This window comes from Rubripirellula tenax (assembly GCF_007860125.1).
In the GTDB taxonomy this organism is placed as follows: domain Bacteria; phylum Planctomycetota; class Planctomycetia; order Pirellulales; family Pirellulaceae; genus Rubripirellula; species Rubripirellula tenax.
The window spans coordinates 624524-648416 of sequence record NZ_SJPW01000002.1 but is presented as its reverse complement, the minus strand read 5'-3'; the positions used below and the strand labels follow the sequence as shown (position 1 = coordinate 648416).

Annotated in this window: 17 protein-coding genes; 11 read left to right on the top strand and 6 right to left on the bottom strand. The window is 57.7% G+C overall.

What is annotated here, in order from left to right; genetic code table 11:
* The first annotated feature begins 78 nt into the window (after nucleotides 1-78).
* Genes Poly51_RS08165 through Poly51_RS08145 form a run of 5 tightly spaced genes read left to right on the top strand, consistent with a single transcriptional unit; the run spans nucleotide 79 to nucleotide 8980 of the window.
* Nucleotides 79-309, top strand: a complete 231-nt coding sequence (locus Poly51_RS08165) for a DUF3311 domain-containing protein (RefSeq protein WP_146456151.1) — start codon at nucleotides 79-81, stop codon at nucleotides 307-309.
* A complete protein-coding gene (locus tag Poly51_RS08160) occupies nucleotides 306-1991 on the top strand; it encodes a sodium:solute symporter family protein (RefSeq protein WP_246114347.1) in 1686 nt (561 codons plus the stop codon). The genes Poly51_RS08165 and Poly51_RS08160 overlap by 4 nt, the downstream gene beginning before the upstream one ends.
* The gene (locus Poly51_RS08155; protein ID WP_146456149.1) at nucleotides 1991-3799 is read left to right on the top strand and encodes an SLC13 family permease; all 1809 of its coding nucleotides are present in this window, start codon (nucleotides 1991-1993) and stop codon (nucleotides 3797-3799) included. Before Poly51_RS08160 ends, Poly51_RS08155 begins: the two co-directional genes overlap by 1 nt.
* On the top strand, nucleotides 3796-7785 hold the full coding sequence (gene hrpA / locus Poly51_RS08150) for an ATP-dependent RNA helicase HrpA (protein WP_146456147.1): 3990 nt from the start codon (nucleotides 3796-3798) through the stop codon (nucleotides 7783-7785). Before Poly51_RS08155 ends, hrpA begins: the two co-directional genes overlap by 4 nt.
* A 7-nt stretch (nucleotides 7786-7792) precedes the next feature.
* Nucleotides 7793-8980, top strand: coding sequence for a vWA domain-containing protein (locus tag Poly51_RS08145; protein ID WP_146456145.1), 1188 nt, complete (start codon nucleotides 7793-7795; stop codon nucleotides 8978-8980).
* A 48-nt stretch (nucleotides 8981-9028) separates the two neighbouring features.
* Here Poly51_RS08145 and Poly51_RS08140 read toward each other — a convergent pair whose 3' ends face one another.
* The 3 genes from Poly51_RS08140 to Poly51_RS08135 all read right to left on the bottom strand — a co-directional run bounded on the left by Poly51_RS08140 (nucleotide 9029) and on the right by Poly51_RS08135 (nucleotide 10866).
* A complete protein-coding gene (locus Poly51_RS08140; protein ID WP_146456143.1) occupies nucleotides 9029-10252 on the bottom strand; it encodes a DUF1559 domain-containing protein in 1224 nt (407 codons plus the stop codon).
* A 7-nt stretch (nucleotides 10253-10259) separates the two neighbouring features.
* Nucleotides 10260-10430 carry a hypothetical protein gene (locus Poly51_RS30345; protein ID WP_186775420.1) on the bottom strand — a complete coding sequence of 57 codons (171 nt, stop codon included), beginning with the start codon at nucleotides 10428-10430 and terminating at the stop codon, nucleotides 10260-10262.
* A 145-nt stretch (nucleotides 10431-10575) separates the two neighbouring features.
* Entirely contained in the window at nucleotides 10576-10866 is a 291-nt protein-coding gene (locus Poly51_RS08135; protein ID WP_222435811.1) for a DUF1294 domain-containing protein, read from the bottom strand.
* A 36-nt stretch (nucleotides 10867-10902) separates the two neighbouring features.
* Between Poly51_RS08135 and Poly51_RS08130 the strand changes: the two genes are divergently transcribed.
* Complete coding sequence (locus Poly51_RS08130) at nucleotides 10903-12867, top strand: AAA domain-containing protein (protein ID WP_146456139.1); 1965 nt, start codon at nucleotides 10903-10905, stop codon at nucleotides 12865-12867.
* A gap of 330 nt (nucleotides 12868-13197) precedes the next feature.
* A complete protein-coding gene (locus Poly51_RS08125; protein ID WP_146456137.1) occupies nucleotides 13198-14316 on the top strand; it encodes a hypothetical protein in 1119 nt (372 codons plus the stop codon).
* Between the two features lie 41 nt (nucleotides 14317-14357).
* On the opposite strand, the gene Poly51_RS08120 is transcribed toward Poly51_RS08125, so the two are convergent.
* A complete protein-coding gene (locus Poly51_RS08120) occupies nucleotides 14358-15677 on the bottom strand; it encodes a hypothetical protein (protein WP_146456135.1) in 1320 nt (439 codons plus the stop codon).
* A gap of 47 nt (nucleotides 15678-15724) precedes the next feature.
* On the opposite strand from Poly51_RS08120, the gene Poly51_RS08115 reads away from it, so the two are divergent.
* Nucleotides 15725-16123 carry a hypothetical protein gene (locus Poly51_RS08115; RefSeq protein WP_146456133.1) on the top strand — a complete coding sequence of 133 codons (399 nt, stop codon included), beginning with the start codon at nucleotides 15725-15727 and terminating at the stop codon, nucleotides 16121-16123.
* Nucleotides 16124-16305: 182 nt separating this feature from the next.
* Complete coding sequence (locus tag Poly51_RS08110) at nucleotides 16306-18123, top strand: hypothetical protein (protein ID WP_146456131.1); 1818 nt, start codon at nucleotides 16306-16308, stop codon at nucleotides 18121-18123.
* Nucleotides 18124-18167: 44 nt separating this feature from the next.
* On the opposite strand, the gene thpR is transcribed toward Poly51_RS08110, so the two are convergent.
* Complete coding sequence (gene thpR, locus Poly51_RS08105; RefSeq protein ID WP_146456129.1) at nucleotides 18168-18737, bottom strand: RNA 2',3'-cyclic phosphodiesterase; 570 nt, start codon at nucleotides 18735-18737, stop codon at nucleotides 18168-18170.
* A 79-nt stretch (nucleotides 18738-18816) separates the two neighbouring features.
* On the opposite strand from thpR, the gene Poly51_RS08100 reads away from it, so the two are divergent.
* Nucleotides 18817-19797, top strand: coding sequence for an alpha/beta fold hydrolase (locus Poly51_RS08100; protein ID WP_186775419.1), 981 nt, complete (start codon nucleotides 18817-18819; stop codon nucleotides 19795-19797).
* A gap of 28 nt (nucleotides 19798-19825) precedes the next feature.
* Here Poly51_RS08100 and Poly51_RS08095 read toward each other — a convergent pair whose 3' ends face one another.
* A complete protein-coding gene (locus Poly51_RS08095) occupies nucleotides 19826-20188 on the bottom strand; it encodes a 2Fe-2S iron-sulfur cluster-binding protein (RefSeq protein ID WP_146456125.1) in 363 nt (120 codons plus the stop codon).
* Between the two features lie 175 nt (nucleotides 20189-20363).
* Between Poly51_RS08095 and Poly51_RS08090 the strand changes: the two genes are divergently transcribed.
* Nucleotides 20364-23693, top strand: coding sequence for a DEAD/DEAH box helicase (locus Poly51_RS08090; RefSeq protein WP_246114345.1), 3330 nt, complete (start codon nucleotides 20364-20366; stop codon nucleotides 23691-23693).
* Nucleotides 23694-23893: the final 200 nt, after the last annotated feature.

The window sequence follows — 23893 nt, the reverse complement described above, 5'->3', positions numbered from 1 at the left end:
AAGTTACACTGGCCCATCATTCGCGGTCACCCCGACGGTGAACCAGCCCGCCCAGACATCCCACCGAAAGTTTCGTTGATGAAGAAAGTTGTATGGGGACTCGTGCTCCTGCTTGTGGTGCTGCACCAAGACATTTGGAACTGGGACAACGACCGATTGGTCTTTGGATTTCTGCCGGTGACGCTTGCCTATCACGCGGGTTTGTCGATCGCCGCTTCGGTCGTTTGGCTGATCGCGGCGACCACCGCATGGCCGATCCAAGATGACGACGATAGCGTCAATGATGCAACATCGGAGGTGGCACGATGAGTCCGGGAATGATCAAAGTCACCATCATCGGCGTATATCTTGGGTTGCTCCTCGCGCTCGGATTGTTTTCTTCGCGGTTGTTTAAAGGTACGTCAAAAGACTACTTGTTGGCCAGCCACTCCATCGGTCCGTTCTTGCTGTTGATGTCGTTGTTCGGCACCACCATGACGGGATTCGCGCTGGTCGGTTCGACCGGCGAAGCATTCGCCGAAGGCGTCGGCGTATATGGGATGCTGGCGTCGTCGTCCGGCATCATCCACTCACTCTGCTTTTTTGTACTCGGCGTCAAGCTCTGGTCGTGGGGCAAAAAGTACGGCTACACGACTCAGGCCGGTTTCTTTCGCGATCGACTCGACAGCGACAAAATCGGATTGGTCTTGTTTCCGATCCTGGTGGGCTTGGTCGTGCCGTACTTGTTGGTCGGTGTGATCTCGGCTGGCAAAGCGATCGAAGGCGCCACGAGAGGTGACTTCCCCGGTTTGACCGAATCGGGCGCGATCCCACCGTGGTTGACCGAATTGGTCATTTGCGTGGTCGTGCTCGTCTACGTCTTCTTTGGCGGCATGCGAGGCACGGCATGGGCCAACACGTTTCAAACGATCGTGTTCATGGTCTTGGGTGTTGTCGCGTTCTACCTGATCGCGACGGGCTTGGCGGCCAAGTCGGTTGCCGATGGACGCGCCCACCAAACAACCGACGGTCAAAGAGTCGTTCGCACCGAACCTCCGACCGGCCTTTGGGACTCTTTGCATATCGTGTCTCAAGAAATCCCCAAGGCCCGACGTGTGCGAGACCAAGTGACGCCCGAGGATCAAATCGAATCGGTCGAAGCACCGCCCCAGTTCCGCACGCGTGAGCGAATGGACCCGTGGATGTTCTTCACTTACATGTTGATTCCATTTTCGGTCGGCATGTTTCCCCACCTATTCCAGCATTGGTTGACGGCCAAGAGCGGATCGGCGTTCAAGTTGCCGGTCGTAGCCCACCCGGTGTTCATCTTGATCGTTTGGATACCTTGCGTTTTGATCGGCGTTTGGGCGACGTCGGGACTGATCAACATTCCGCCACCGATCGCCGGCGACCCCAACAAGGTGTTGGGATTCATGGTCAAGTCGTTGTCGGGTGACGTGCTGGGCGGATTCCTGCTGGCCGGCATTCTGGCGGCGATCATGTCCAGCCTCGACAGCCAATTCCTTTGCATCGGCACGATGTTCACGACCGACGTGGTGGTCCACTACGGCGGCAAAGATCGATTTAGCGACAAACAGATCATCACGATCTCGCGACTGTTCATCATCGCAATCGTTGCGGTGACGTATTTCCTTAGCCTGACGGACATCGCTCAAACACGAGTCTTTCAGCTTGGCATTTGGTGCTTCAGCGGGTTCAGCAGTTTGTTCCCGTTGGTGCTGTTGGCGGTTTACTGGCGTGGGTTGTCCAAGTGGGGCGCCTATGCCGGTGTGTTGACGGCGGCAGGTGTTTGGTACGCCCTGTTCGCGGCATCGGAATTCGGCGCGATCGAAAACTGGTCGGTCGATTTCACGATCGGCGAGCGGACGATCCACACCATGCCGGTCGCTACCATCTTCTTTGCGTCGCTGGTCGCAACGGTGGTGGTGTCGCTGGTGACACCGAAACCGAGCGCCGAGACGCTGGCAAAGTTTTTCCCTGAAACGACTTGATGGATACGTGGCAAGCTTGGTTGACAATCGCCGTTGCTGCGACATTGCTGGTCACTTTGGCCCTGCGAGTTGCGGCGACGGACCTGCTTGCCGTCGGTTGCCTAGCGATCCTGGTGGTCGCGCAAAGCATCACCGGCACCAACAAATTGCCGACACCCAGCGAAGCGGTTGCCGGATTCGGCAACCAAGCCTTGGTCACCGTCGCGCTGCTGTTCGCGGTAGTAGCCGGACTTGAATTCACGGGTGGGACCGAACTGGCGACGGGCTGGTTTCTCAACCGCGCCAAGACGCTGACCGGCGCCCAGTCGCGATTGCTGATTCCGGTAGCCGCCATGAGCGGATTTCTTAATAACACGCCGGTTGTTTTGGCGTTGATGCCGATCGTGAGTGACCTGGCCAAACGGATCAACACCAGCACCAGTCGGCTACTGCTGCCGCTCAGCTATGCCGCCATTCTTGGTGGCATGTGCACGCTGATGGGGACCAGCACTAACTTGTTGGTCGCCGATCTGAACGACAAAGCGATCGCCGCCGGCGCGACCCATTCGGCACTGCGATTCTTTGATCCGGCGTGGGTCGGTGTGCCGGCAACCGTCATCGGCGTGCTGTACATGATTGTGGCATCGCGATGGCTGCTGCCCGATCGCCGTGGTGCGGTCAGCGTGTCTGACGACCCGCGGCAATACACCGTCGAGGTTCAAGTCGAACCCGGCGGGCCGCTTTCGGGACGAACGATCGAGGACGCGGGACTGCGTCACTTGCCGGGACTATACATCGCCGAAATCCAGCGAGAGGACGGCACAATCGCGGCTGCCAAACCGACGGAAATACTGCGCGACGACGATGTCTTGATTTTGGTCGGTGCACTCGACAGTGTTGTGGATCTGCGTAAGATCCGTGGGCTGACAACATCGGACGATCAGGCTCGCAAACTTCAGGTTCCTGCCTGGCAACGGACACTCGTCGAAGCGGTGGTTAGCCCCCGATGCGGATTGCTTGGCAAGACAATTCGCGAGGGTCGCTTCCGTTCGCACTACAACGCCGCCGTCGTTGCGGTCGCACGCGGCGACAAACGATTGACGGGCAAGCTCGGTGACGTTCGTTTGGAAACGGGTGACGTGTTGCTTCTTGAAGCATCGCCATCGTTCTTGCACCGGCGAGGCGAGTCACGTGATTTCTTTTTGGTCAGCAAGGTACAGCAGGGTGTCATCCGCCGACCCGAACGTGCCTGGTATGCGATCGCCGTGGTGGTTGCGATGGTTCTTTTCGCAGCCATAACACAGCAAATTTTGACTGCGTCGATGGTGGCCGCCATCGCGATGATCGCGCTGCGTTGCTGCACCACGTCGGAAGCCCGGCGAAGCATCGATTGGTCGGTGTTGATCGTGATCGGCGCGGCCATCGGCATCGGTGCGGCGATGGAACGAAGTGGTGCGGCCGCGGGAATCGCCGATGGAATGTTGAGCATGGCCAACAACAACCGACTGTTGACCCTTGCCGCCGTCTACTTGGCGACGATGCTGTGCACCGAACTGATCACCAACAATGCCGCCGCGATGTTAATGTTTCCGATCGCAATGAATGCGGCCGGCGGACTGGGATGCGATCCGACACCGATGATCATCGCCGTCATGATCGCCGCGTCGGCAAGTTTCTTAACGCCTTTCGGTTACCAAACCAACATGATGGTCTATGGCGTCGGCGGTTATCGAGTCAGCGACTATTTGAAATTCGGATTGCCGCTCAGCATGATCGTGTTCGCGGTCTCGATGTTCGTGATTCCACGAGTCTGGGCGTTTTCGCCATGAATCCAAAACCGAGTTCCCCGTCGCTGACGACCAAGGACGTGTCGGCTCCTGGTCCATCCGACAAGGCACGGGAAACGGCTCGCAAAAAGCCACCCGCCGGATCACCGCAGTCACGCAAGGCCAACGCGATCGAACTGCGCAAAGCCGCAACACCCAAGATCGAGTATCCGGCCGAATTGCCGATCACGGCGCATCGCGACGAGTTGATCCAGTTGATTCGCGACAACCAAGTCATCGTTGTCTGCGGTGAAACGGGCAGCGGTAAAAGTACTCAATTGCCAAAGCTCTGTCTCGAAGCGGGACTGGGACGAACCGGCATGATCGGCCATACCCAACCGCGACGCTTGGCCGCCCGCAGCATCGCAACGCGGTTGGCCGAAGAACTGGAAACACCGCTCGGCAAATGGGTCGGCTACCAAGTCCGTTTCGGCGACCAGACGACGCCCGAAACCATGATCAAGCTGATGACCGACGGCATCCTGCTTGCCGAAACGCAATCCGACAAACAGCTAGACGCCTACGATGTCATCATCATCGATGAAGCGCACGAACGATCGTTGAACATCGACTTCTTGATGGGCTATCTGCGGCAACTGCAATCACGCAGACCCGATTTGAAGGTCATCATCACATCGGCAACCATCGACGCCGAACGGTTCGCCGCACACTTCGGCGACGACGATGGCCCGGCGCCAATCGTCAATGTCGAAGGCCGTGGCTATCCCGTCGAGATCAAGTATTTGCCGTGGGAATCGATCACGGACGACGAGACTCGCGGGTACGACGTCTCGCGGCATGTCATCGAAGGCATCGACATGGCTAGCCGTACCGGACACGGCGACATGCTGGTCTTCTTACCCACCGAACGCGACATCCGGGAAGTCTCGCACCGCGTCGCGGGACACTACAAACGATTGGGGGCGGCCGGACGCGTTGACCTGCTGCCTTTGTATGCGAGGCTTCCCCAATCGGAACAACAAAAGATATTTAATCCGTCAGGCAACAAACGTCGGATCATCTTTGCAACCAATGTCGCCGAGAGCTCTTTGACGGTTCCCGGCATTCGGTTCGTGATCGATTCAGGAACCGCGAGGATCAGTCGCTACAGCGTTCGAAGCAAAATGCAACGGTTGCCGATCGAACCGGTCAGCAAAGCCAGCGCGAACCAGCGGTCGGGTCGCTGCGGACGAGTTGGCCCTGGCATTTGCATCCGATTGTTCTCGCTCGACGATTTCGAAAATCGCGAAGCCTATACGACGCCCGAAATTCGCCGCACCAACTTGGCATCGGTGATCCTACAGATGAAGACGTTGCGACTGGGGCGATTGGAAGCCTTCCCCTTGCTCGATCCACCACGCCCCGAAGCGATCAGCGAAGGCCTGCGGACGCTGACCGAATTGGGCGCGATCGATGACCGTCATGAAGTGACCGACATCGGTTGGAAATTGGGCCGCATGCCCGTCGATCCGCGAGTCGGACGCATCGTCTTGGCCGCTCATGAAAACGGTGTGCTCGCCGAAGTTTTGCCGATCGCGGCGGCGATGGAGATTCCCGACCCTCGTGATCGACCACCGGACAAACAACAAGCCGCCGACGAAGCGCACGCGAAGTTTGCCGACGGGCGCAGCGATTTTCTGTCGTACCTACGGCTTTGGCGGTACTACGAATCGGCGCGAGAAGAGCACAGCAAGAACAAGCTTATGCGAGTCTTGAAGCAGCAGTACTTGTCGCCGACGCGGATGCGAGAATGGTCCGACGTCTATCGCCAACTGCGCGAGATGGCGACGCAAACCCTATCTGAGAAGGGCAAACCCAAAGCTCACGTCGGCAAGATGCGGTTCGTCGATGACGAAACCAAACTGATCGCCGACGATCACTACGCGCTCATTCACCAATCACTGCTGGCCGGTTTGCTCTCGGGTGTCGCAATGGCCGGTGACAAGAACGAGTACACCGGCGCTGGTGGCTTGAAGTTGTTTTTGTGGCCGGGAAGCGGCGTATTCGCGGCGAAACCCAAATGGATCGTTGCGGGCGAATTGGTGGAAACGGCCAAAGCATTTGCCCGCACCGTCGCCCAGATCCAACCGGCATGGATCGAGTCCGTGGGCGCACACCTGCTGAAACGTTCGCACAATGATCCTCACTGGAGCGAGAAATCGGGTGCAGCGTTTTGTTATCAGAATCAAACGCTATTCGGATTGCCGATCGTTACACGTCGGCGAGTACCGTTGTCGCCCATCGACCCGGCGACGGCACGCGATTTGTTGATCGACCACGGCCTGGCCGAGTCCCAATTGAAGACGAACGCCAAGTTCATTCGACACAATCGCCAATTGCGAGAATCGATCGCCGCGTTGGCTGCCAAGACACGCCGTCGCGACATGGTGATCGACGAGTACGCGGTCGCTGCGTTCTATCAGAGCCGACTGCCCGCCGAGATTTGCGATCGCGGCCGACTCGAAAAACTGGACCGCGAAACCGAGACGCCCACGTGGACGAAATCGATTCGCGATTCGGCCGGCGTGTCCCAGTGGCTCGCCGCGCCGCCGGAACCGACCGAATCGTCGCTGTACATGCGACCCGATGATCTGATCGAAACGGAAACCGAAACGATCACTCAAGATTCGTTTCCAGACGAATTGGAAGTCGGAAGCTCACGACTGCCGCTGGACTATCGTTTTGAACCCGGATCGGACCGCGACGGTGTGAACGTCAAGATTCACCAAGCGGCACTTTCGCAAATCAGCGACGACCGGCTTGGTTGGTTGGTGCCGGGTCTATTGCACACCAAGATTGTCGCAATGATCAAGTCGTTGCCCAAACGTATCCGCCGCAATTTGGTTCCGGCCGCCGACGTGGCCGCGAAAATTCTTGACGAGTTAGCGGACGACTACGGCAAGACCCCTTTCATGCCGGCATTGTGTGCAGCGATGTCACGTCACGCCGAAGTGCCGGTGACGCCGTTTGACTTTCAAGACGAGAAGCTCGACCCTCATTTACAGTTTCTGGTCACCGTCGTTGACGACGACGGCAACTCGATCGCCGAAGGTCGGCAAGTCGCGCCTTTGATGGCTAAGCTGGGTGCCAGGCCCGCCAACCAACCCGAGCCAACGGCCGAGATTGATGACGTTTGGTCGCGAGACAAGATGACGACCTTCGACATCGACCAGTTGCCTCGCGAAGTCGTGCGGGTTCGCGGCGGCGTTCGTGTGGCACAGTATCCGGGATTGGTCGACGACGGCACGTCGGTAAAAACGTCACTGTTCCCTGAAATGAAGTCGGCGGAATCGTCGATTCGGTCCGGGTGCGTGCGGTTGTTTGCAATCGCCGAAAAGAAAGAGTTACGTTCACAGGTCCGACACCTACCGCGCATCGAACAAGCGAAAATCAAGTTATCGGGTGTCGTTTCGGCCGGCGACATGGAAGACGCGATGACGGATCTGATGGCGCGGATCGCATTCGTCGAAAACCAACCCGTTCTTCGATCCGCTGCTGAATTTGATGCACGTCGAGGCGAACGCGCCCGTCGCATTGCCGAAGCGGCACAAGAAGTTGCTGTTTGGGTCGGACAGCTCGCCGACAGCTACTTCGAAGCCCGAAAAGAAATCGAATCAGCCGGCAAAAGTGGACGTTTTTCGCCCGCGGTCGGTGACGTCAAGCTGCAATTGCAGTGGTTGGCCTATGATGGATTTCTAAGACGGACGCCATGGGCTTGGTTGAAGCACTATCCGCGATACTTCAAGGCAATCGCTTATCGGATCGACAAATTGAAGAGCGGCAGCGGATCGAAAGACGACGAGTCGCGCAAGTTGGTCCAAGATCTGTGGCAACGTTGGCTGGCCAAACAAACCACGTACGAACCCGTTGACCACACCGATAGCGAGTTCCGCTGGATGACCGAGGAATTGCGGGTCAGCTTGTTCGCGCAACCGCTCGGGACGTCGACCAAAGTATCGCCGACACGCTGCGAAAAACTGCTGAGCTAACACCGTCATGGCCGACCCGCTGCGACTGATCGAGACACCGCCACCGCAACAACGAGGCTTGCTTGCGGTGTTGTTGTCGATCGCGTTGCATTTGATCGTCGCGATGGTTTTGTTGATGATCATACGAACGACGGTGATCCGTAAAACGATGCAGATCAAGCTCACCTTGGCAAATGAGCGTGGCAACGAAACCACCGAAGAGCTCCGATCCGTCGTCGTCATCGAACCCACCGAGGCGTCGACGCCAATGGAACCGATCCCTGAAATTCCCGTCGCTGCTGAAATGCCGAAGGGTGACTTGGTGTTGTCATCCGCATTGAAAGCGACATTGGAAACAGCCAATACAGACGCGTCGCCAAGCATTGACTTCTTCGGTTCCCGCGCCTCGGGCGATCATTTCGTTTTCATTCTCGACAACTCGCTGAGCATGAGCGCGCGGAACAATGGCCGATACCTGCGGGCCTGCGAAGAACTGCTTCGATCGGTCAGTCGGTTGACGCCACACCAACGGTACAGCGTCTTCTTATTTTGCTGGGAAACGGCGCCGATATTCCACGAACGCCAACCGCGATACCAATCGGCGATGGGCGACCACTTGGACGAACTTCGTCAATGGATCACTCGCGCCAGCCTTGGACCTGGTACTGATCCGCGTCGTGCCCTCGCGTTGGCCAGCCACATGAACCCCGATGCGGTCTTCTTGCTGACCGACGGCGACTTCAATCAACCGGATCGAAACCGCAACGATAGCGGCTGGATCGATGCTGACGGGAATCCCTACTCGACGTCCTATGAAGCCGCTTGCCGCCACTTGTTCGCCGAACGCGGGATTCCCGTTCACACGATCGCCTACGAAAATCCGTTCTCACGCGGCCAACTTCGCGAGATCGCTGAACAAACCGGTGGCACCTTCCGCTACGTTCCAACTCGCGACATGGAACCCATCGATTTCGAACGCTTCCACCGAGAGGTCCAGGCCATCGACGCACTGAAGAAGCAAGACATCATGCGGATGCGAAAGGCGAAAGCGATGCTTCGCGACGGCGAACTGGTATTTGCGGAATATCTGATCCGTGGCGTCGATGCCCAGCGACTCTCACGCCAGAAAGACCAAGTCACACTCGCCGAAATTCAACGCATCCTGGCGGCTGAATTGGGTGACGTTCGACTGGAAGACTTTCCAGTCACTCGTTAGCAACAGTTGCGGCGCTGAACGAAGCGGGACTTCGCCGTATCCAGAAAGCTAGAACTCTTCCTCGATCGTCTCTTTCGACGCTCGTGTGCCCAGAGCACCCCACAACCCGTAGGGGCTTTCCGAACCCGGCGGAGTCGGGCTGTTGTTTTCGGCCGTCAAAGCGCGATAGTAGATGGTCGGCGTGGTCGACGTTCCCGCTTCGATTGAATCAGTGACGAAGCGGACCGATCCGTCGCACAGCGCCACGTGGACGCCGCCGTTGTGTTGGCTGCTTGGTGGTGCCATGCCGTAGGTGTCGCTGCTGCCGACCAAACAGACTTCGGCATTGGGTGGCAGGATCGTGTTCATCTGTGTTTGCAGCATGTGTAAGTCCGCCCATCGTGACCCTCGTTCACTGAACGTGACGTTGGCGGCATCGGTCCAAAAACGCGGACGCAGCGGATCGATGTACCCAAGTTCGTGACATCGCTTGGGGTTGTTAGCGACGCGAACGAAACCGCCTTTGGCATTGGTGAAGCTGACACTGCGGACGTCGCGGTCTGTTAATCCGGAAATGATCTCACCGATCATGATCGTGTTGGACAATCCGTCAGCGATGTCGCGAAACTTCATTGACTTGCGAGTGACAAAGGCTCCTCGCATACCGCTTCGCACGCGTTCCATTTGTCGCGAATCGGTTTCGTATTCCCAACGATTGCGTGACGAGTTCCAAATCGTGGCGCCTTCTTCGGCATCGTAAAACGCGTCGCCGGTACAGCATGCATAGTTCGTACGGCCCAGGGCGGGCAAGCCGAAACCGGGATCGCTGGGACAACGAAAGGTCGGAATGTCGGTCGCCCACGGCGGGTAGTCACCCAACGTCGGTCGCGGACCAAACGCCGGCCAAACATCGCCATCGGTTTCCGTTAACGGATTGCTTACCGTTTCCCAAATCGCTTGCTGTTCGACGAACGGCAAAAGACCGACCAAGTAGCTGAGTTCGAGCCGCGTAAAACCTCGGCCGTCCTTTCGGATCGCCGCGCCCGTCGAATTTTCGAACTCGTTGGTGGGTCCAACTCCGTGAATGGGAAGTTGCTTGTAGGCCGAATGATAGTTGTGCAAACCCAACGCGATTTGTTTGACGTTGTTGCTGCAACTCATTCGCCGGGCTGCTTCGCGTGCCGCTTGCACGGCCGGCAATAACAAACCGACAAGAATACCGATGATCGCAATGACGACCAGCAATTCGACCAACGTAAATGCGTTTCGGATTTCGCGGGACGATCGTTTCATGGTGGGCCTACTCGGAATCCTCGGACATCAAGCTTTCTTGTTCGATTCGCCGCGCAGCGTCTTCGAACGACATCTCTGAAGTCTCCTTGACTTCGCGCGGCGCAGGATCGCCGCAACCGACGACCACGCACCCCAAAAACGTGGCTCCCAGCCAAACCATCAGCGCGTTGACATTCATGGATTCCTCAATGGAAGAGGTCGTTTCATCACGGCGCCGCAAACTCAAAGTCGACCCCGGTATTGGCTATTGAAAGATGTTAGCGATTCAGAGATTCGTTCCCAAGCGATTTCTCGATCTTGCTCGTAAATTTCATAATTCGGGGTCAGCTTGTCATCCAAACGACGCCAATCACCGTAGCGACGTTGACGATCACGCAAACCATGAAGGCGACTCGATATGAGAGCTTGCTGGACTTGTGACGGAGCCAGCGACCCGCGATCCATCCCCCGGGCCAGCCGCCAACAAGACACCACAAGAGCAGCGTCTTCTCTGGAACGCGTTGGCGGTCCGCCCGAGCCGCACTTTTATCTCGAACGTAAAGCCACGCGGCGACCAGACTGGCCAGGGCGATCCAAACGGACAAACCCGTTAAGATGGCCAGTTGAGTCTTCATCATATCGTCCTTTTTCCTACGCTGAAATCGCCCTGCATGCCTTCCGGATCGCACAAAACGGGATCAAAAAAATCTCCGTCTGGAAAATCGTCCAAACAACGAACTTCAACGCTGGACCAAGCGACGACCGTTGACGGTTACTTTGACACGCTAGCTGAATGGTTGGAACGGGAGGCCGAGGCGGAACGGGACCGGATGGTGCGACGTCGCCAAATCCGCGACCAAACGCACGTCGAACGGACGGGCGAAACGCTGGTGCGGATGGACCTACTGGACCACAACACCGGGCTGGCTGGCCGGTTGGTGCTGGACTTTGGAAAACCGGACGGCAATCCGCTGCCCCAGAATCGTTTGAAGGTCGGTTCGCCCGTGGTCGTTTCCGACGACGCCAATCCGTCGGACAAGGGTGTTCCCGGCGTTGTCAGTGCTCGCAAACCTTACGGCATCCAAGTCGCCGTCGATGTCTGGCCCGAAGGCGATCGATTTCGAATTGATATGTCGCCGGACGAAACGACACGTCGCCGGCAAGTCGCCGCAATGGCCCGCGCACGATCGGCCAGCGGTCGCGCGAAGACGTTGCGCGACGTGTTGATGGGGACGCGACCGCTACGGTTCGCCGATCCTGTTGATGTCGCTTTCATGACCGAATTGAACCCACCGCAACAAGACGCGGTGCGGTTTGCGTTGTCGGCAAAAGACGTTGCGATCATTCATGGCCCACCCGGAACGGGCAAGACGACGACTCTGGCCGAAGTGATCTATCAATGCGTGATGCGAGGCGAACGCGTGCTCGCGTGTGCGTCCAGCAATACCGCCGTGGACAACTTGCTGGAACGCCTTGTCGCAATGATGCCGCACGTGCTTCGCGTGGGACACCCGGCGCGCGTGTTCGAAGCCTTGCGTGGACATACGCTGGACGAGTTGGTCGATGCCGATCCGTCGAACGAAGTCATCCGTGACATGCGGCGCGAAGTACAGGGTCTGATGAAGGCGGCACAGAAAGACTTTCGCGGCAAGGACGGCCATCGCCAACGACGCGAGATCCAGGCCGAAGCCGGACAACTTCGCAATCAAATCCGTTCGATTGAACGTTCGATCATTCGCGGTGTCCTGGATCGAGCCGATGTGGTCTGCACGACGACGACGATCGACGACGACCTGTTGGGCGATCGCGAGTTCGATACGGTCGTGATGGACGAAGCCTGCCAGAGTACGCTGCCCAGTATCTGGCAAGCCGTCATGCGAGCCGACCGATTGATTCTGGGCGGCGATCATCAGCAACTACCACCCACGGTCCTGTCGGATGTTGCCGCGGCGGCGGGACTGCGGGAATCGCTGATGCAGCGGATGGTCCAGCGGGATGGCGAAGAAGTCTATCGGCGGTTGACCGTCCAGTATCGAATGCACGAATCGATCATGCGTTTTTCTTCGGACATGTTTTACGACGAATCGCTAGTCGCCGATGCATCGGTCAAGTCGCACCTGCTGTGCGACCTGAAGGGCGTCGATACGACGCCCCTGACCGAAACCCCATTGATGTTCATCGACACGGCGGGCGCGGAATACGACGAACAACTTGAGCCTGACGGCGAAAGCAAGATGAACCCGAAAGAAGCCAATCTGGTGATCCAGTTGGTGCGAGAGCTTTTCCAGGCGGGCGTTTGCGCTAATCAGATCGCCGTGATCGCGCCGTACGCGGCCCAAGTCCGACTGCTGCGCAATCGCATGGATGCACCGGAGCTTGAAATCGATACGGTCGACGGATTTCAAGGACGCGAAAAGGAAGTCGTCTTAATCACGATGACACGAAGCAATCCCATCGGTGAAATCGGTTTCTTGGCCGACACGCGGCGCACCAACGTTGCATTGACGCGCGCAAAACGAAAACTGATCGTGATCGGAGACAGCGCGACGCTGGGCACCAATGCGTTCTATGCCAAGATGCTTGAGTATTTTGAACAAGCCGATGCATACCGTTCGGTGTGGGAATTCGATTCTTAGCGATCGGATCGGCGGCGAACATACCCAGCGTCCTCAAACTTTGCCTGATCGATCCCGACTTCGCAATGATCGCCTTCGCAATCACGGGCGAGGCATCTGATTCAATTCGATGAAGTTTGATTGGTTTGGTTTAAGTTTCGCTCGTAGACTTGAGTGTTCTCTGTTTACGACGGCGAGCCCGCAGACGGGATGGAAGCGGTAGATCGAGTGTCTTTCACTCGACCCGTCCACGTAAAAACGGACGATGTCTTTCCGCAGTGAGCGACCAGCAACCTTGATCGGCGGCAATCGCTCACTCGACGTGGCCGTCACCCGTTTCGAGAGATCCCTGTGAGTCACACCACTCGATTGTCGGCATGGCTGAGTTTGGCGATGGCGTTTTGCGGCACGACCGCGCGATGCACTGCCCAAGACTTGCCCATTCAATTCGACTTGCCTTCCGTCGCGGTCGCCCATGACACCGAACTGTCATCCGTCGGTGATGCCGCTGCAGTCCCAACAGGCTGGAACACGGTCTCGTTCGAACTGCGTTTGTCGTGCATCAATGAGGCGGCGCCGATCGTGGCGATGCAGCAATGCACCGTTCGCGTCAAGCCTCGCGATGCCTCCGTTCAAATCGTCGACTATTCGCCGCGAACCGAGGTCATCAGCGACCTAACTAGTCCGGTACAGATCAAACGCACGGACGAAAAATCGCGATCGATGGGGCTCTCACTGGACGGAAACTATGGCCGTATTGCTCGCGGAAACGTCGGCAGCGACAACGGCAGCAAGCAGACCGAGAGTGTTCAGTTTGATCGAGCGGCGCCCATGCAGGCGGTCATCACGGCTGGCACGTTCGACCGTGGCCGTGGCGCGTACTTCAAATTTCGCCGAACCGAAACGCAAGTTCTCGAAGGCGAACGTCGCCTTCAAATCACCATGTGCGTTCCGCCGACGTGGCGATGCGAATTGGTCGATGTAGACGTGACGTGCGAAACGGAGCGACGAAAACAAAGCCTGTGGGACAAGAGTTCTCACCCCGTCACGTCGACCAACTTTATCGTTGCCACCTACCGCAACGATGACGCCCAGGCGGCCGAGCTTGCCCATCGGTTGGCCAGTACCGAGTACCAATTGAAAGTGATGGCCCAACGCGTCACCGCGCCGCCCGCGCCGTTGACGTTGACCGGAATGCTGCGTCAGGTCGGCAAGACGTTTGAATCGAATCCCGTTCCGAGCGACCAAAACTGGTTGAGCAATCTGTTGCAAACCGGCGATGATCCGCAACGCGATCGGAGCTTCGCAAGTCTGCCAACGCCGATCAAAACCACAGCGATGAACTACGTTCAACTGCGTCACTGGTTCGTCCGACTCGATGACGTCCCCCTTGATTCGGCGATCGTACGCGCCTCGGGTTCGGCCACTTACGTGCCTACCAAATACACGCCGTCAACGGCTGCGCATTGATTGCTTGGATCGCACGTGCAGACACGAACGGTCGACGATACCTACGCCGATTCTAATTCGGCAATCAACTGCTCCGTCATCCCGTCAATCATGCTGTCTTTTTCGCCAAAGCGAAAATTTCGCAGCACGTTGATGGCGTGGCTCGGACTCTCGATCGAATCGAGCATCGTTTGCCATCGTACTGCCTCGTCAGCGGACAATGTTTGGTAGAAGCTCACGTGATTGGCCAGCAATTGGCCTTTCAATACGACGCGACCGAAGTGCTTCGTTTGCGTTCCTTCGTCGGGAATCACCCAAGTTGCGAACGTGAACGTAGGCAACGTGGTCGTGTTGATTCGGGCCGACCAATCAACGGTCTTGGTTTCGTCACTCCACTTGCCATTGGTTCGTAGTGGTTCCGCAAGCAAGTGAAGCGTGACCTCGACATGGTTAGGATTGTAGTGCCAGTCATGAAACACGATTCCGGATATCACGTCCATCGGGTCAGGCGAGTCGTTGGTAACGACTTCACCTTTCTCTTCGGCTTCGGCAACCTTTTGCTTGTAGGCGTCGGTACTTCGCAAAAAATCGCGCAGCGACTTCTTGATTCGAATCGGATCCGACATTGCATCGAGCACATTCGGCGGTAACTCGCCGCCGGACGCGGTGACTTTGCGAGCCACGATCGAGGTAACCAGAGCAGCAAATTCAGATTCACCGCCGTCGGCAATTTTCCGCGTGATCGCCGGCAACTCGTTCAATTGAAGATAGTCTCGCTCGATCAAGTACTGGGTCAGTCTCGCGATTTGGGCCAAAGCGTTGTCCGCATCATCGGACGACTCCATGACAGATAGATAAAGAACGACGTTCTTGAAATCGCGCCGCAGCGGGCCATCGACAAATCGCTGCAGACGTTCGGCCGACTTACGATCTTGAACCTCAAAGTCGATCCACTGAATCAAGAGCGAGATCAGTTCATCGACCCCGGCGTGGCCGCGTGCCACATTACCGATCGCGTCGTCGTCGCCGCGAAATCGTTCGTGATAGATCGCCAACGAGCCGAGCGCCGAGTCGAAGAACGTGTAACCGCCGGCACCGCCGATATCCGCTGGCATCTTGCCCTGAAACGTCGCGGTGAAGACGTGCTCGCCACCGTCGCCGTGCGTCTGCTGGCCGTGGTAGAGTTTTGCGATTCGATCGACTTCGTCGTCGCTGCGTACTTCGCGGTCGGACGGGTCCGCATTGACCGTACTCCAGTTCACCGTCAACTTGCGATGAATCTGATTCCCGTCGGGTCGGAGTTCGACTTCGTAAACGTTTTTGGCGCATCCGATCGAGATACACGAAATCAACAGGCACACCGACGTGATGAAATGATTCACGATTTCCACTCCCGCAAAAGCGTTTTGACGACGCCTGATTGTAACCGATGCTTGAATTACTGATCGAATTGATAGGCCAGATCGCGGTCGACGTGATCATTCAAGGCGTGTTCGAAATGGGCGGACGGGCGGCGTTAAAGGCTTCCAAGAAAGCGGCCCAGGCGGAACCGGGATCAAACCCGTGGGCGTGGGTCGTGGTCTATATTTCCTTAGGCGCCATCGCCGGTGTGATCAGCGTCTGGATCGTGCCAGTTCATTGGATCGGATCGCCAACGGCGAGGCTATTGAACCTAGCGATCACGCCGATCTTGCTGGGGTTTGCTTTCGAATTACTCGGACGTTGGAAAACCAAGCACCAGAAACGCCGCTATGCAGTCGACCGGTTTTCGTACGGTTTCACCTTCGCACTGGTGATGGGACTGATCCGATATTTTTCGATCGCATGAGGGTCAACCAATTGATGCTATAAGCCACTGGCTTGCTCAAGTTCATGGGCCCCCGCACAAACCACGCGAAGTCGCTTCCGTTTTGACATTGATTGCCGTGACCGGCTTCGTGTAGCCTCGCCGGCGATGGACAGATTCCAGAGGGCTCGCCATGGATGGTGCTGCAGCTGGAGTCTGCGACGATGGACAGTTTTTACAGCGAGGCATGGATGCGCGCCGCCCAAAACCGATGGACGATTCTTGTGGTCGGGGTCACGATGACCGTGACCCTAGGTTGCCGAGGATCCAAGCCTTTTGGTCGCTTCGTGCAAGTCACCAAAGAATCCCAGCACGACGATATCCAAGTCGACACGCCCAATCAGCGACTAGCAACCGCGAAACCCCGCGTTGAAACGGAAGTCACCGTCACGACCCAGGTCGACGGATCACCCTACAACGACCGTTACATCAACAGTCGACCTGTGGATCCATCGACAACCGCATCGAAAACGACGGCACCCACCTACGTCGAACGGACGTCCAGTTCGATTTCCGACCTGCCAACCGAAGCTGCCGATAAACTGCAACTTCCCCGTTCACCTGCGGTCGACCGTGTCGCTGCTACGCGAAAACGCGCATCCGAAAGGCCCGAGGTCCGCCAAGTCGCCGACCTGAGTTCGACGATCACGGATTTGCCGGCCAAACCACAGCCCAGCTCGACATCGGTGTCTTCACGGACGGAACCCAAAACAAAGTCGTCCAGTCGTACGACGCCCATGAACAATGAATCCGTCGCCCCCGAACACTCGGAATTGCTGGCGGCGTTCAGTGACTATCCGCCCGAGGTGCAACGTGAAGCGCTTCGTCGATTGGTGGCGGCGACCTCGCGATCGGCCGAGAAGACGACGCAACCGAGTTCGCTTGACTCCGTGTTGACCCGCAATCTGCAGTATCTGCCTGAGTTGCCGGCTTCCAACCCCAACCGTGGCGACGAAGCACCGGTTCGTTTGGCGTCAAACGAACAACGTGACAGCCACCGCCGTGACGTGGCGGAATCAACCCGTCGGCCCAATGCCGATTCGATTCGCAAAGAAAAAACACCCGTTCGCACCGAATCGCAGGCTGCGATTGCTTCCCTGACGGACGAACCGTCCGGACGCGTGACGGACTTGGACGTCGCTGAATTGGAACCCGTCGTGGTCCAGTCCATTTCCGATGCAAGCGACGATATCAAGTCGCCGGTACAACCGGCATCGGCTTCGCGATCGATCGGTGACGATTCGATGGTCGCTCGGGCGGCTGTCGTGGGCGAAGTCGACGAAGACACCCAGTCGCTGTATGAATCGCTGCTCGCTCAGCTTGCCAAGGCACCGGCCGGCGAGACCGAGTCGGCACGGGCCAGTCGGATGATCAAATTGCGGCACTTGATGGTGCTATCTGGAAACTTGGATGCCGCCGTCGAACAGATCGAAGGCATGCCCGAAGCCGAACAAGAATTCTTGCGGCATCAATTGTTGGGTCTGTGGACGATGGTCGACCCCGACGGACACCCCGTCCCCAGTCGCAGAATCACGACGGCGCTTCCGCAACTTCGCGAAGCCGCCAAGTTTGCCGCGGCCGCGACGGACTCGTTAGAGCTTCGATCGCTCGCCTTTTGTACCGAGATCGAATCGTACGGCCAAATCAAAACGTTCTCGGGCAATCGATTCAGCGCCGGCCAGCAAGTGATTCTTTACTGCGAAATCGAAAACTTCACGGCCAACAAAAACGCCGATGGCTACGAGACTCATTTGCAAGGCAGCTATGACGTCTACAACGCAAAGAATGAACGAATTGTCAGCCAGGTGTTGCCGGCCGACAAACAAGTTTCGGCAAACTATTTGCGTGACTACTTCATCGCTTACCAAATGAACTTGCCGGCTCAACTGGATCCTGGCACGTATCGTTTGCAAATGACGATGGAAGACGTTCACGGCAAGAAGTATGGCCAGTCGAGCATCCCGTTCGAAGTCGCCAAATAACGGCAACACGGAACGCCTTCAAGCAGCAGCACCGATTCGCAGCTCTACAAATCGATCGTGTCCAGCACGTGATAGGTAGGACCCTGCTTGTCCAAGAAACTGCCCACGATCAAAACTTGGTCGACGGGCATCGTACCCAGCGAAACAGAACTCGCCGCTTCGACGCGAGCAATCACATCGCCGCTGGCTTTGCGGCTGCCGCCACGTGTCCGCCCGAGTGTCAGGTGCGGGACATAGTCGCGGGGTTCACGCTTGAAACCGAGTTCGGCAAGATCGAGTTCTAGATTTTCGACGATCTGGGTCAGACTGCCAGAAACGTCGTCGATCCCCGCATAGACGACGCGAGTTTTTTCCAGCGTCGGCAAGCCGCCGGTCCCGGCAAACTGTAAATCGAATGGTTCGTATTCTTCCAGGACGCCGCGAACGACATCGCTGATCTTGGGAATGTCGTTGGTTTCGATGTCGCCGAGGAACTTCAGCGTCAGGTGCAGGTTGTCAGTGGGAACCCACTTGATACCATCGCCAGAAACCTTCAAGCGGTCGATCAACCGGACTGCGGCTTTGGTAATTTCCCGACTCAACGGGATCGCGATAAATGAACGTGTGGTTTGCATAACGACGATGGTACACCGAAACGACACGACTTTTCAGCCACCTATCTTTCGGCCACACCGGATATGGCGGGGCGGCCATTTGCAAACGATCGCTACGATCGGCGAGGACCGATCGATTGGGCTTTCGCCGACGCCGATCCGAGTCCCCGTGTCCGATGGTGATTCGATCGTACTGCATGAAGACTTGGCGAAAGGAGATTTGGCCAAGCCCGTGTCGTCGGGCGGTGATTCGCCAGGCAGCGTACTGCTGGTCCACGGATTGACCGGTTGCCATGCGGCGCCCTACATGACGCGACTGGCCGACCGGTTCGCACGACTGGGGATGCGCGTCTACCGCATGGACATGCGAGGCTTTGGTGCGGCAAAGGACTTCAGTACCAATCTGGCCCACGCCGGACGCAGCGACGATTGCTTGTCCGCGATTTCGATGATCGCCGATCGAAACCCCGACGGACCGATTTTCGCGATCGGCGTGTCGTTGGGCGGCGGTCAATTATTGCGAGGGATGGGTCGCATAGGCGGGGGTATCGACGCGGAACCCGAGTGGATCGATCGGTTCGCCGGGTTGGTGGCGATCTCGCCGCCACTGAATTTGACTTGCTGCAGCGACAACATGCAGCGACTTCGATTGCGACTGTACAACCGTTACTTTATCCGTTCTTTGTTGTCGCGGATTCCGCCGGGCGTTCGTGCGCGAGAAGACTTTGCCGCCTGCATCGCCGCGCCTCGACCGCGGACGCTGCGAGAATTGGATGATCGGTTCACCGCGCCGCTGAGCGGGTTTGCCGATGCGGCGGCTTACTACGATGCTTCGTCGTCTTGCCACGTTGTCGATTCGATCGGCGTTAACACGTTGGTGTTGACCGCGGCCGACGACCCGATCGTTCCGGTGGAATGCTTCATCAATGCCCGACAAGCGTGGTCACCGACGACGCAATTGATCGTTTCCCCCAGCGGCGGTCACGCCGGTTTCATCGACCGCCAACGGCGATCGTGGATGGACGAGGTCGTGCTGGGGTGGGTAACCGCCGCAATGGAACAACGGATTCGCCATTCTTGACGTCTCGTTCGAACGTCTACTGCCAACGTTACTTCGTCGTCCAGACTGGGGTCGGCTGGATCTCATCGGCGACGGGCGAGCCTTGATCTTTGCGGCCGCTGCCTTCCAAACGGCTGATGACTTCGACCGTCATGTCGTGATCGCACGTCATTTGGCAACTCAGACGCACGCCGGCTTCGGTGATTTCGCGGACGCGAAGGGTCTCTTTTTCAGCTTCGGTGATGGCATCCGGCTCTCCGTCGACGAACTTGACTCGACATGTCGTGCATCGCGACTGTCCGCCGCAGGCGAAGAGCTGATCGGTGCCGGCATCTTCGGCCAACGCCTTGACGAGCCGTTTTCCGGCGGGAATTTCGAAAGTTCCGACATTTTCGACAGTCAGTTTTGGCACGGATGATTTCCTGTGGATTGGGATTAAGGGCAGATAGGGCCGTTTCCCATCGTAGCGAAGAATCGAAAACGACAAAGTGCCATCGAGAGATACACGCGACGGTGTTAGACTTCGTAATTGGCTCGAAGCACAACTTGGTCTCCCTCTCGCGGTGGAATTTGACGGTATGGATTTGATGTCCGACGACGCAATCAGTGCCTTCGGTTTGCTGGTGAGTGAAGCGATCGAAACCTTAGTCGATTCACACGACGGGGGGCTTGATAAACGAGCGGCGATGTTGACGGTCGAATCGCCATCGTTCAGCAAAGAGAACGGCCAGATGCTGTTTTCGTTCAAGGTCAGCGGAAACCGACAAACGCCGGTCGTCACGTCGATCGGTATCGTGCCGCAAGGCGCCGAAGAAGACGACGGCGACTACGATTTCTCGCCACTCGGCACGGCGTTGGATGCGGTGCCGGCGTGCCAGTGCGATGGTTTTGAATCGGATCGGCGATGCGCACATACCCTGGCCACGGCGTGGTGGCTGCAAGAACAGATGGCGAGGCGCAGCGTTGCGGATGTGTTCGAATTCCTAGGCGAATTGGAAGTCGACAACGAAGCGGCCGGTCGCGAACTGGTCACCGAATTGATGCGGATCGCGAAAGAATCATCCGTCGTCGACTCGGCGGGCGAAGCGACCCGCATTCAGTGGCGGATCGGGCTTCCCCAGTCCCGTTATTACTGTCCCATCTCGATCACGCCCTACGAACAACGGCCTCGTAAAAACGGCAAAGGTTGGACGAAGGGCAAAGAAACTCGCAGCTACGATCTGCTGCGGCGTGACTTTAGCGCCGATCCCATCGACGGACGCGTCGCCGCGCTGGTCGCCAAACCCAGCTATTCGTTCGAAGAGGATCACTTCGGCGAATTCCGCGCGCTGCAGACGCTGATTGGACACAACAGCGTTGCCTGGGACGATGGCGATGCCACCGAAGTCGCTGTGTTGACCGCCGAATTAACGCTAACGCTCGAGCCGGTCGAAATCGAAGAAGACGGCGACGACGACGCACCGACGGAAAAGAAAACCAAGTTTCGACCGAAGCTTGCCATCTCAGGAATCAAAATCAATCCCGACGATTGCCAAGTCGTGCTCGGTCACGCCAGCCCCGTGGATCCCATCGTTGTTCTGGCCGACCAGAAATACAACCGCTTGGTGATCTGCACGCTGCGAGATCCGCGTGCGACACGTTTGATTCAGTTCCTGTTGCGCGCCGACTTTTCCGAAACGCTACTCGATGAAGCCGATGCGGCGAAGTTCTCGGTCGGCAGCACCGTCGTTGATTCGTTGGTGCGTGTCGAGTTACCGCCGCAATTAGCCGGACCGATTGTGCCCGTCACGGCCGAATTGGTGATGGAACTTCGGCCGCGACCGGGCGCCGGCTTGACGCTGGCACTAGCGATGCATGAACCGCGTTTCCGCGAATTGGTTTCGCCGGGCAATCCGCCTGGCATTGTTTCCTGCTTGACGCCCGAAGGCCCCGTCCGGTTGGAACGTGACCTTCCTGCTGAACGACTTTCGGCCGAAGCGGTTGTCGAGCACTTTGAACTGAACCTGCTATCGGGTGACGGTAATTTCCGCTGGGTCGCCACGTCGGACGAAGCGGCGCTGGATCTGTTGGCGTCGCTGTACCAAGGCGGCGAGTTGACGCCCCGATTGATTTGGCCCGAAGGCGAAACGATTCGCGTGCGAGGCGAGATCACTCCGTCGGCATTGCGAGTTCAAATCGACGACCGACGTGACTGGTTCGGGTTGACCGGTTCGGTTTCGCTGGACGGGCGCGACGTACCGCTTGCCGAATTGCTGGCCGCGGTTCGTGACAACCGCTCGCTGGTGCAAGTCGGCGACCGCGAATTCGCCAAGATCAGTGACGCGTTTCGCAAACGTCTGCAACAGTTGGGCGATACTGTTGTTGCCGAACGCGGATCGTTGAAAGTCGCTGACGCGGCGGTTCCCGCGATCCAAGAATTGATTGGTCACGACGTTCCGATCGAAGCCACCGCGCGGTGGCACGATTCGATCCGCCGTTTGGAAGCGCTTGCCGATTGGACGCCCGAAAAACCGACCGGATTGGACGCGACGCTTCGCGATTACCAACTGGAAGGCTATCAGTGGTTGGCGCGACTGGCATCGTGGGGCGTCGGCGGTGTGCTGGCCGATGATATGGGTTTGGGAAAAACAGTTCAAACATTGGGCGTGCTACTCGATCGTGGACCAGGTGGCCCAGCTTTGGTCGTGGCGCCCACCAGCGTCGGCGACAACTGGGTTCGCGAAACCGAGCGGTTCTCGCCCGGCCTGAACGCGCACCTGTATCGCGACAGCGACCGAGACAAGTTGATCGCCGCAGCGGGTGAGAACGATTTGATCATCGTCAGTTACCAACTGTTGCAGCGCGACGCGAAACGGTTCGCATCACGCCAGTGGCACACGCTGGTTCTTGACGAGGCCCAATTCATCAAGAACTCACAAACCAAAACGTCCCAGGCCGTTCGTATGGTCGAAGCCGATTGGCGAATCGGATTGTCGGGAACGCCGCTTGAAAATCACTTGGGTGAATTGTGGAGTCTGTTCCGCACGCTCAGCCCAGGACTGCTCGGATCGTGGGATCGATTCCGAAATCGCTTCGCCGATCCGATCGAACGACACAAAGACGACGAACGACGATTGTCGCTGTCGCGTTTGGTGCGACCGTTCATTCTTAGGCGAACAAAGAACACGGTGCTGACGGAACTGCCGCCGCGAACGGAAATCACGTTGCAAGCGGAACTGAGCAAGGCCGAGCGAAGGATGTACGAAGAAGCTCGCGTGGCCGCGCTGGCAGAATTGAGCGGCACCGGCGAAGACGGCCAAGCCGGTCAGCAACGCATTCGAACGCTGGCATGGCTAACACGTCTGCGTCAATTGTCGTGTCACCCGCGACTTGTCGATAAGTCGTGGAAGAAGAGTTCAGCGAAACTGGATTTGTTCACGACCTTGGTCGACGAACTGCGTGACGGCGATCACCGTGCGTTGGTGTTTAGCCAGTTCGTGAAGCACCTCGGCTTGATCCGCGAAGCACTGGACGAACGAGGAATCACGTACCAGTATCTCGACGGTGCAACGCCGGCCAAGGAACGTCAGCGGCGCGTCGATTCGTTCCAAAATGGCGAAGGCGATCTGTTCCTGATATCGCTCAAGGCGGGGGGCACAGGCTTGAACTTGACCGCGGCCGATTACGTCATCCACTTGGATCCTTGGTGGAATCCGGCCGTGGAAGACCAAGCCACCGACCGGGCCCACCGCATCGGCCAAGAACGTCCCGTCACGGTGTACCGACTGGTCGCCGAAGGAACGATCGAGGAACAGATCCTTGAACTGCATGCCGACAAACGCGAACTGGTCGCCGGTGTGCTCGATGGCACCGACCATGCCGCCCGCATGGAAACCAAGGAATTGATCGAACTGATCCGCGAAGGCGTGTCGGGCTAGGCGTCGATCGCCAACGCGAATCAGGGCCGAGGGCACCTGATTGGCGACCTCATGGGTGGCGCTGACGTGGGCGACTCGCACAAACCGCGAATCTGTCGCGCTGTCCGTTTCGGAGAACCGGACCTACGTGGGCGTTGGACGCGGGTAAATGGGATTCTTCGTCAAGAGAATGGTGGTCGGCGGCGGACCGGAAAAGTGGT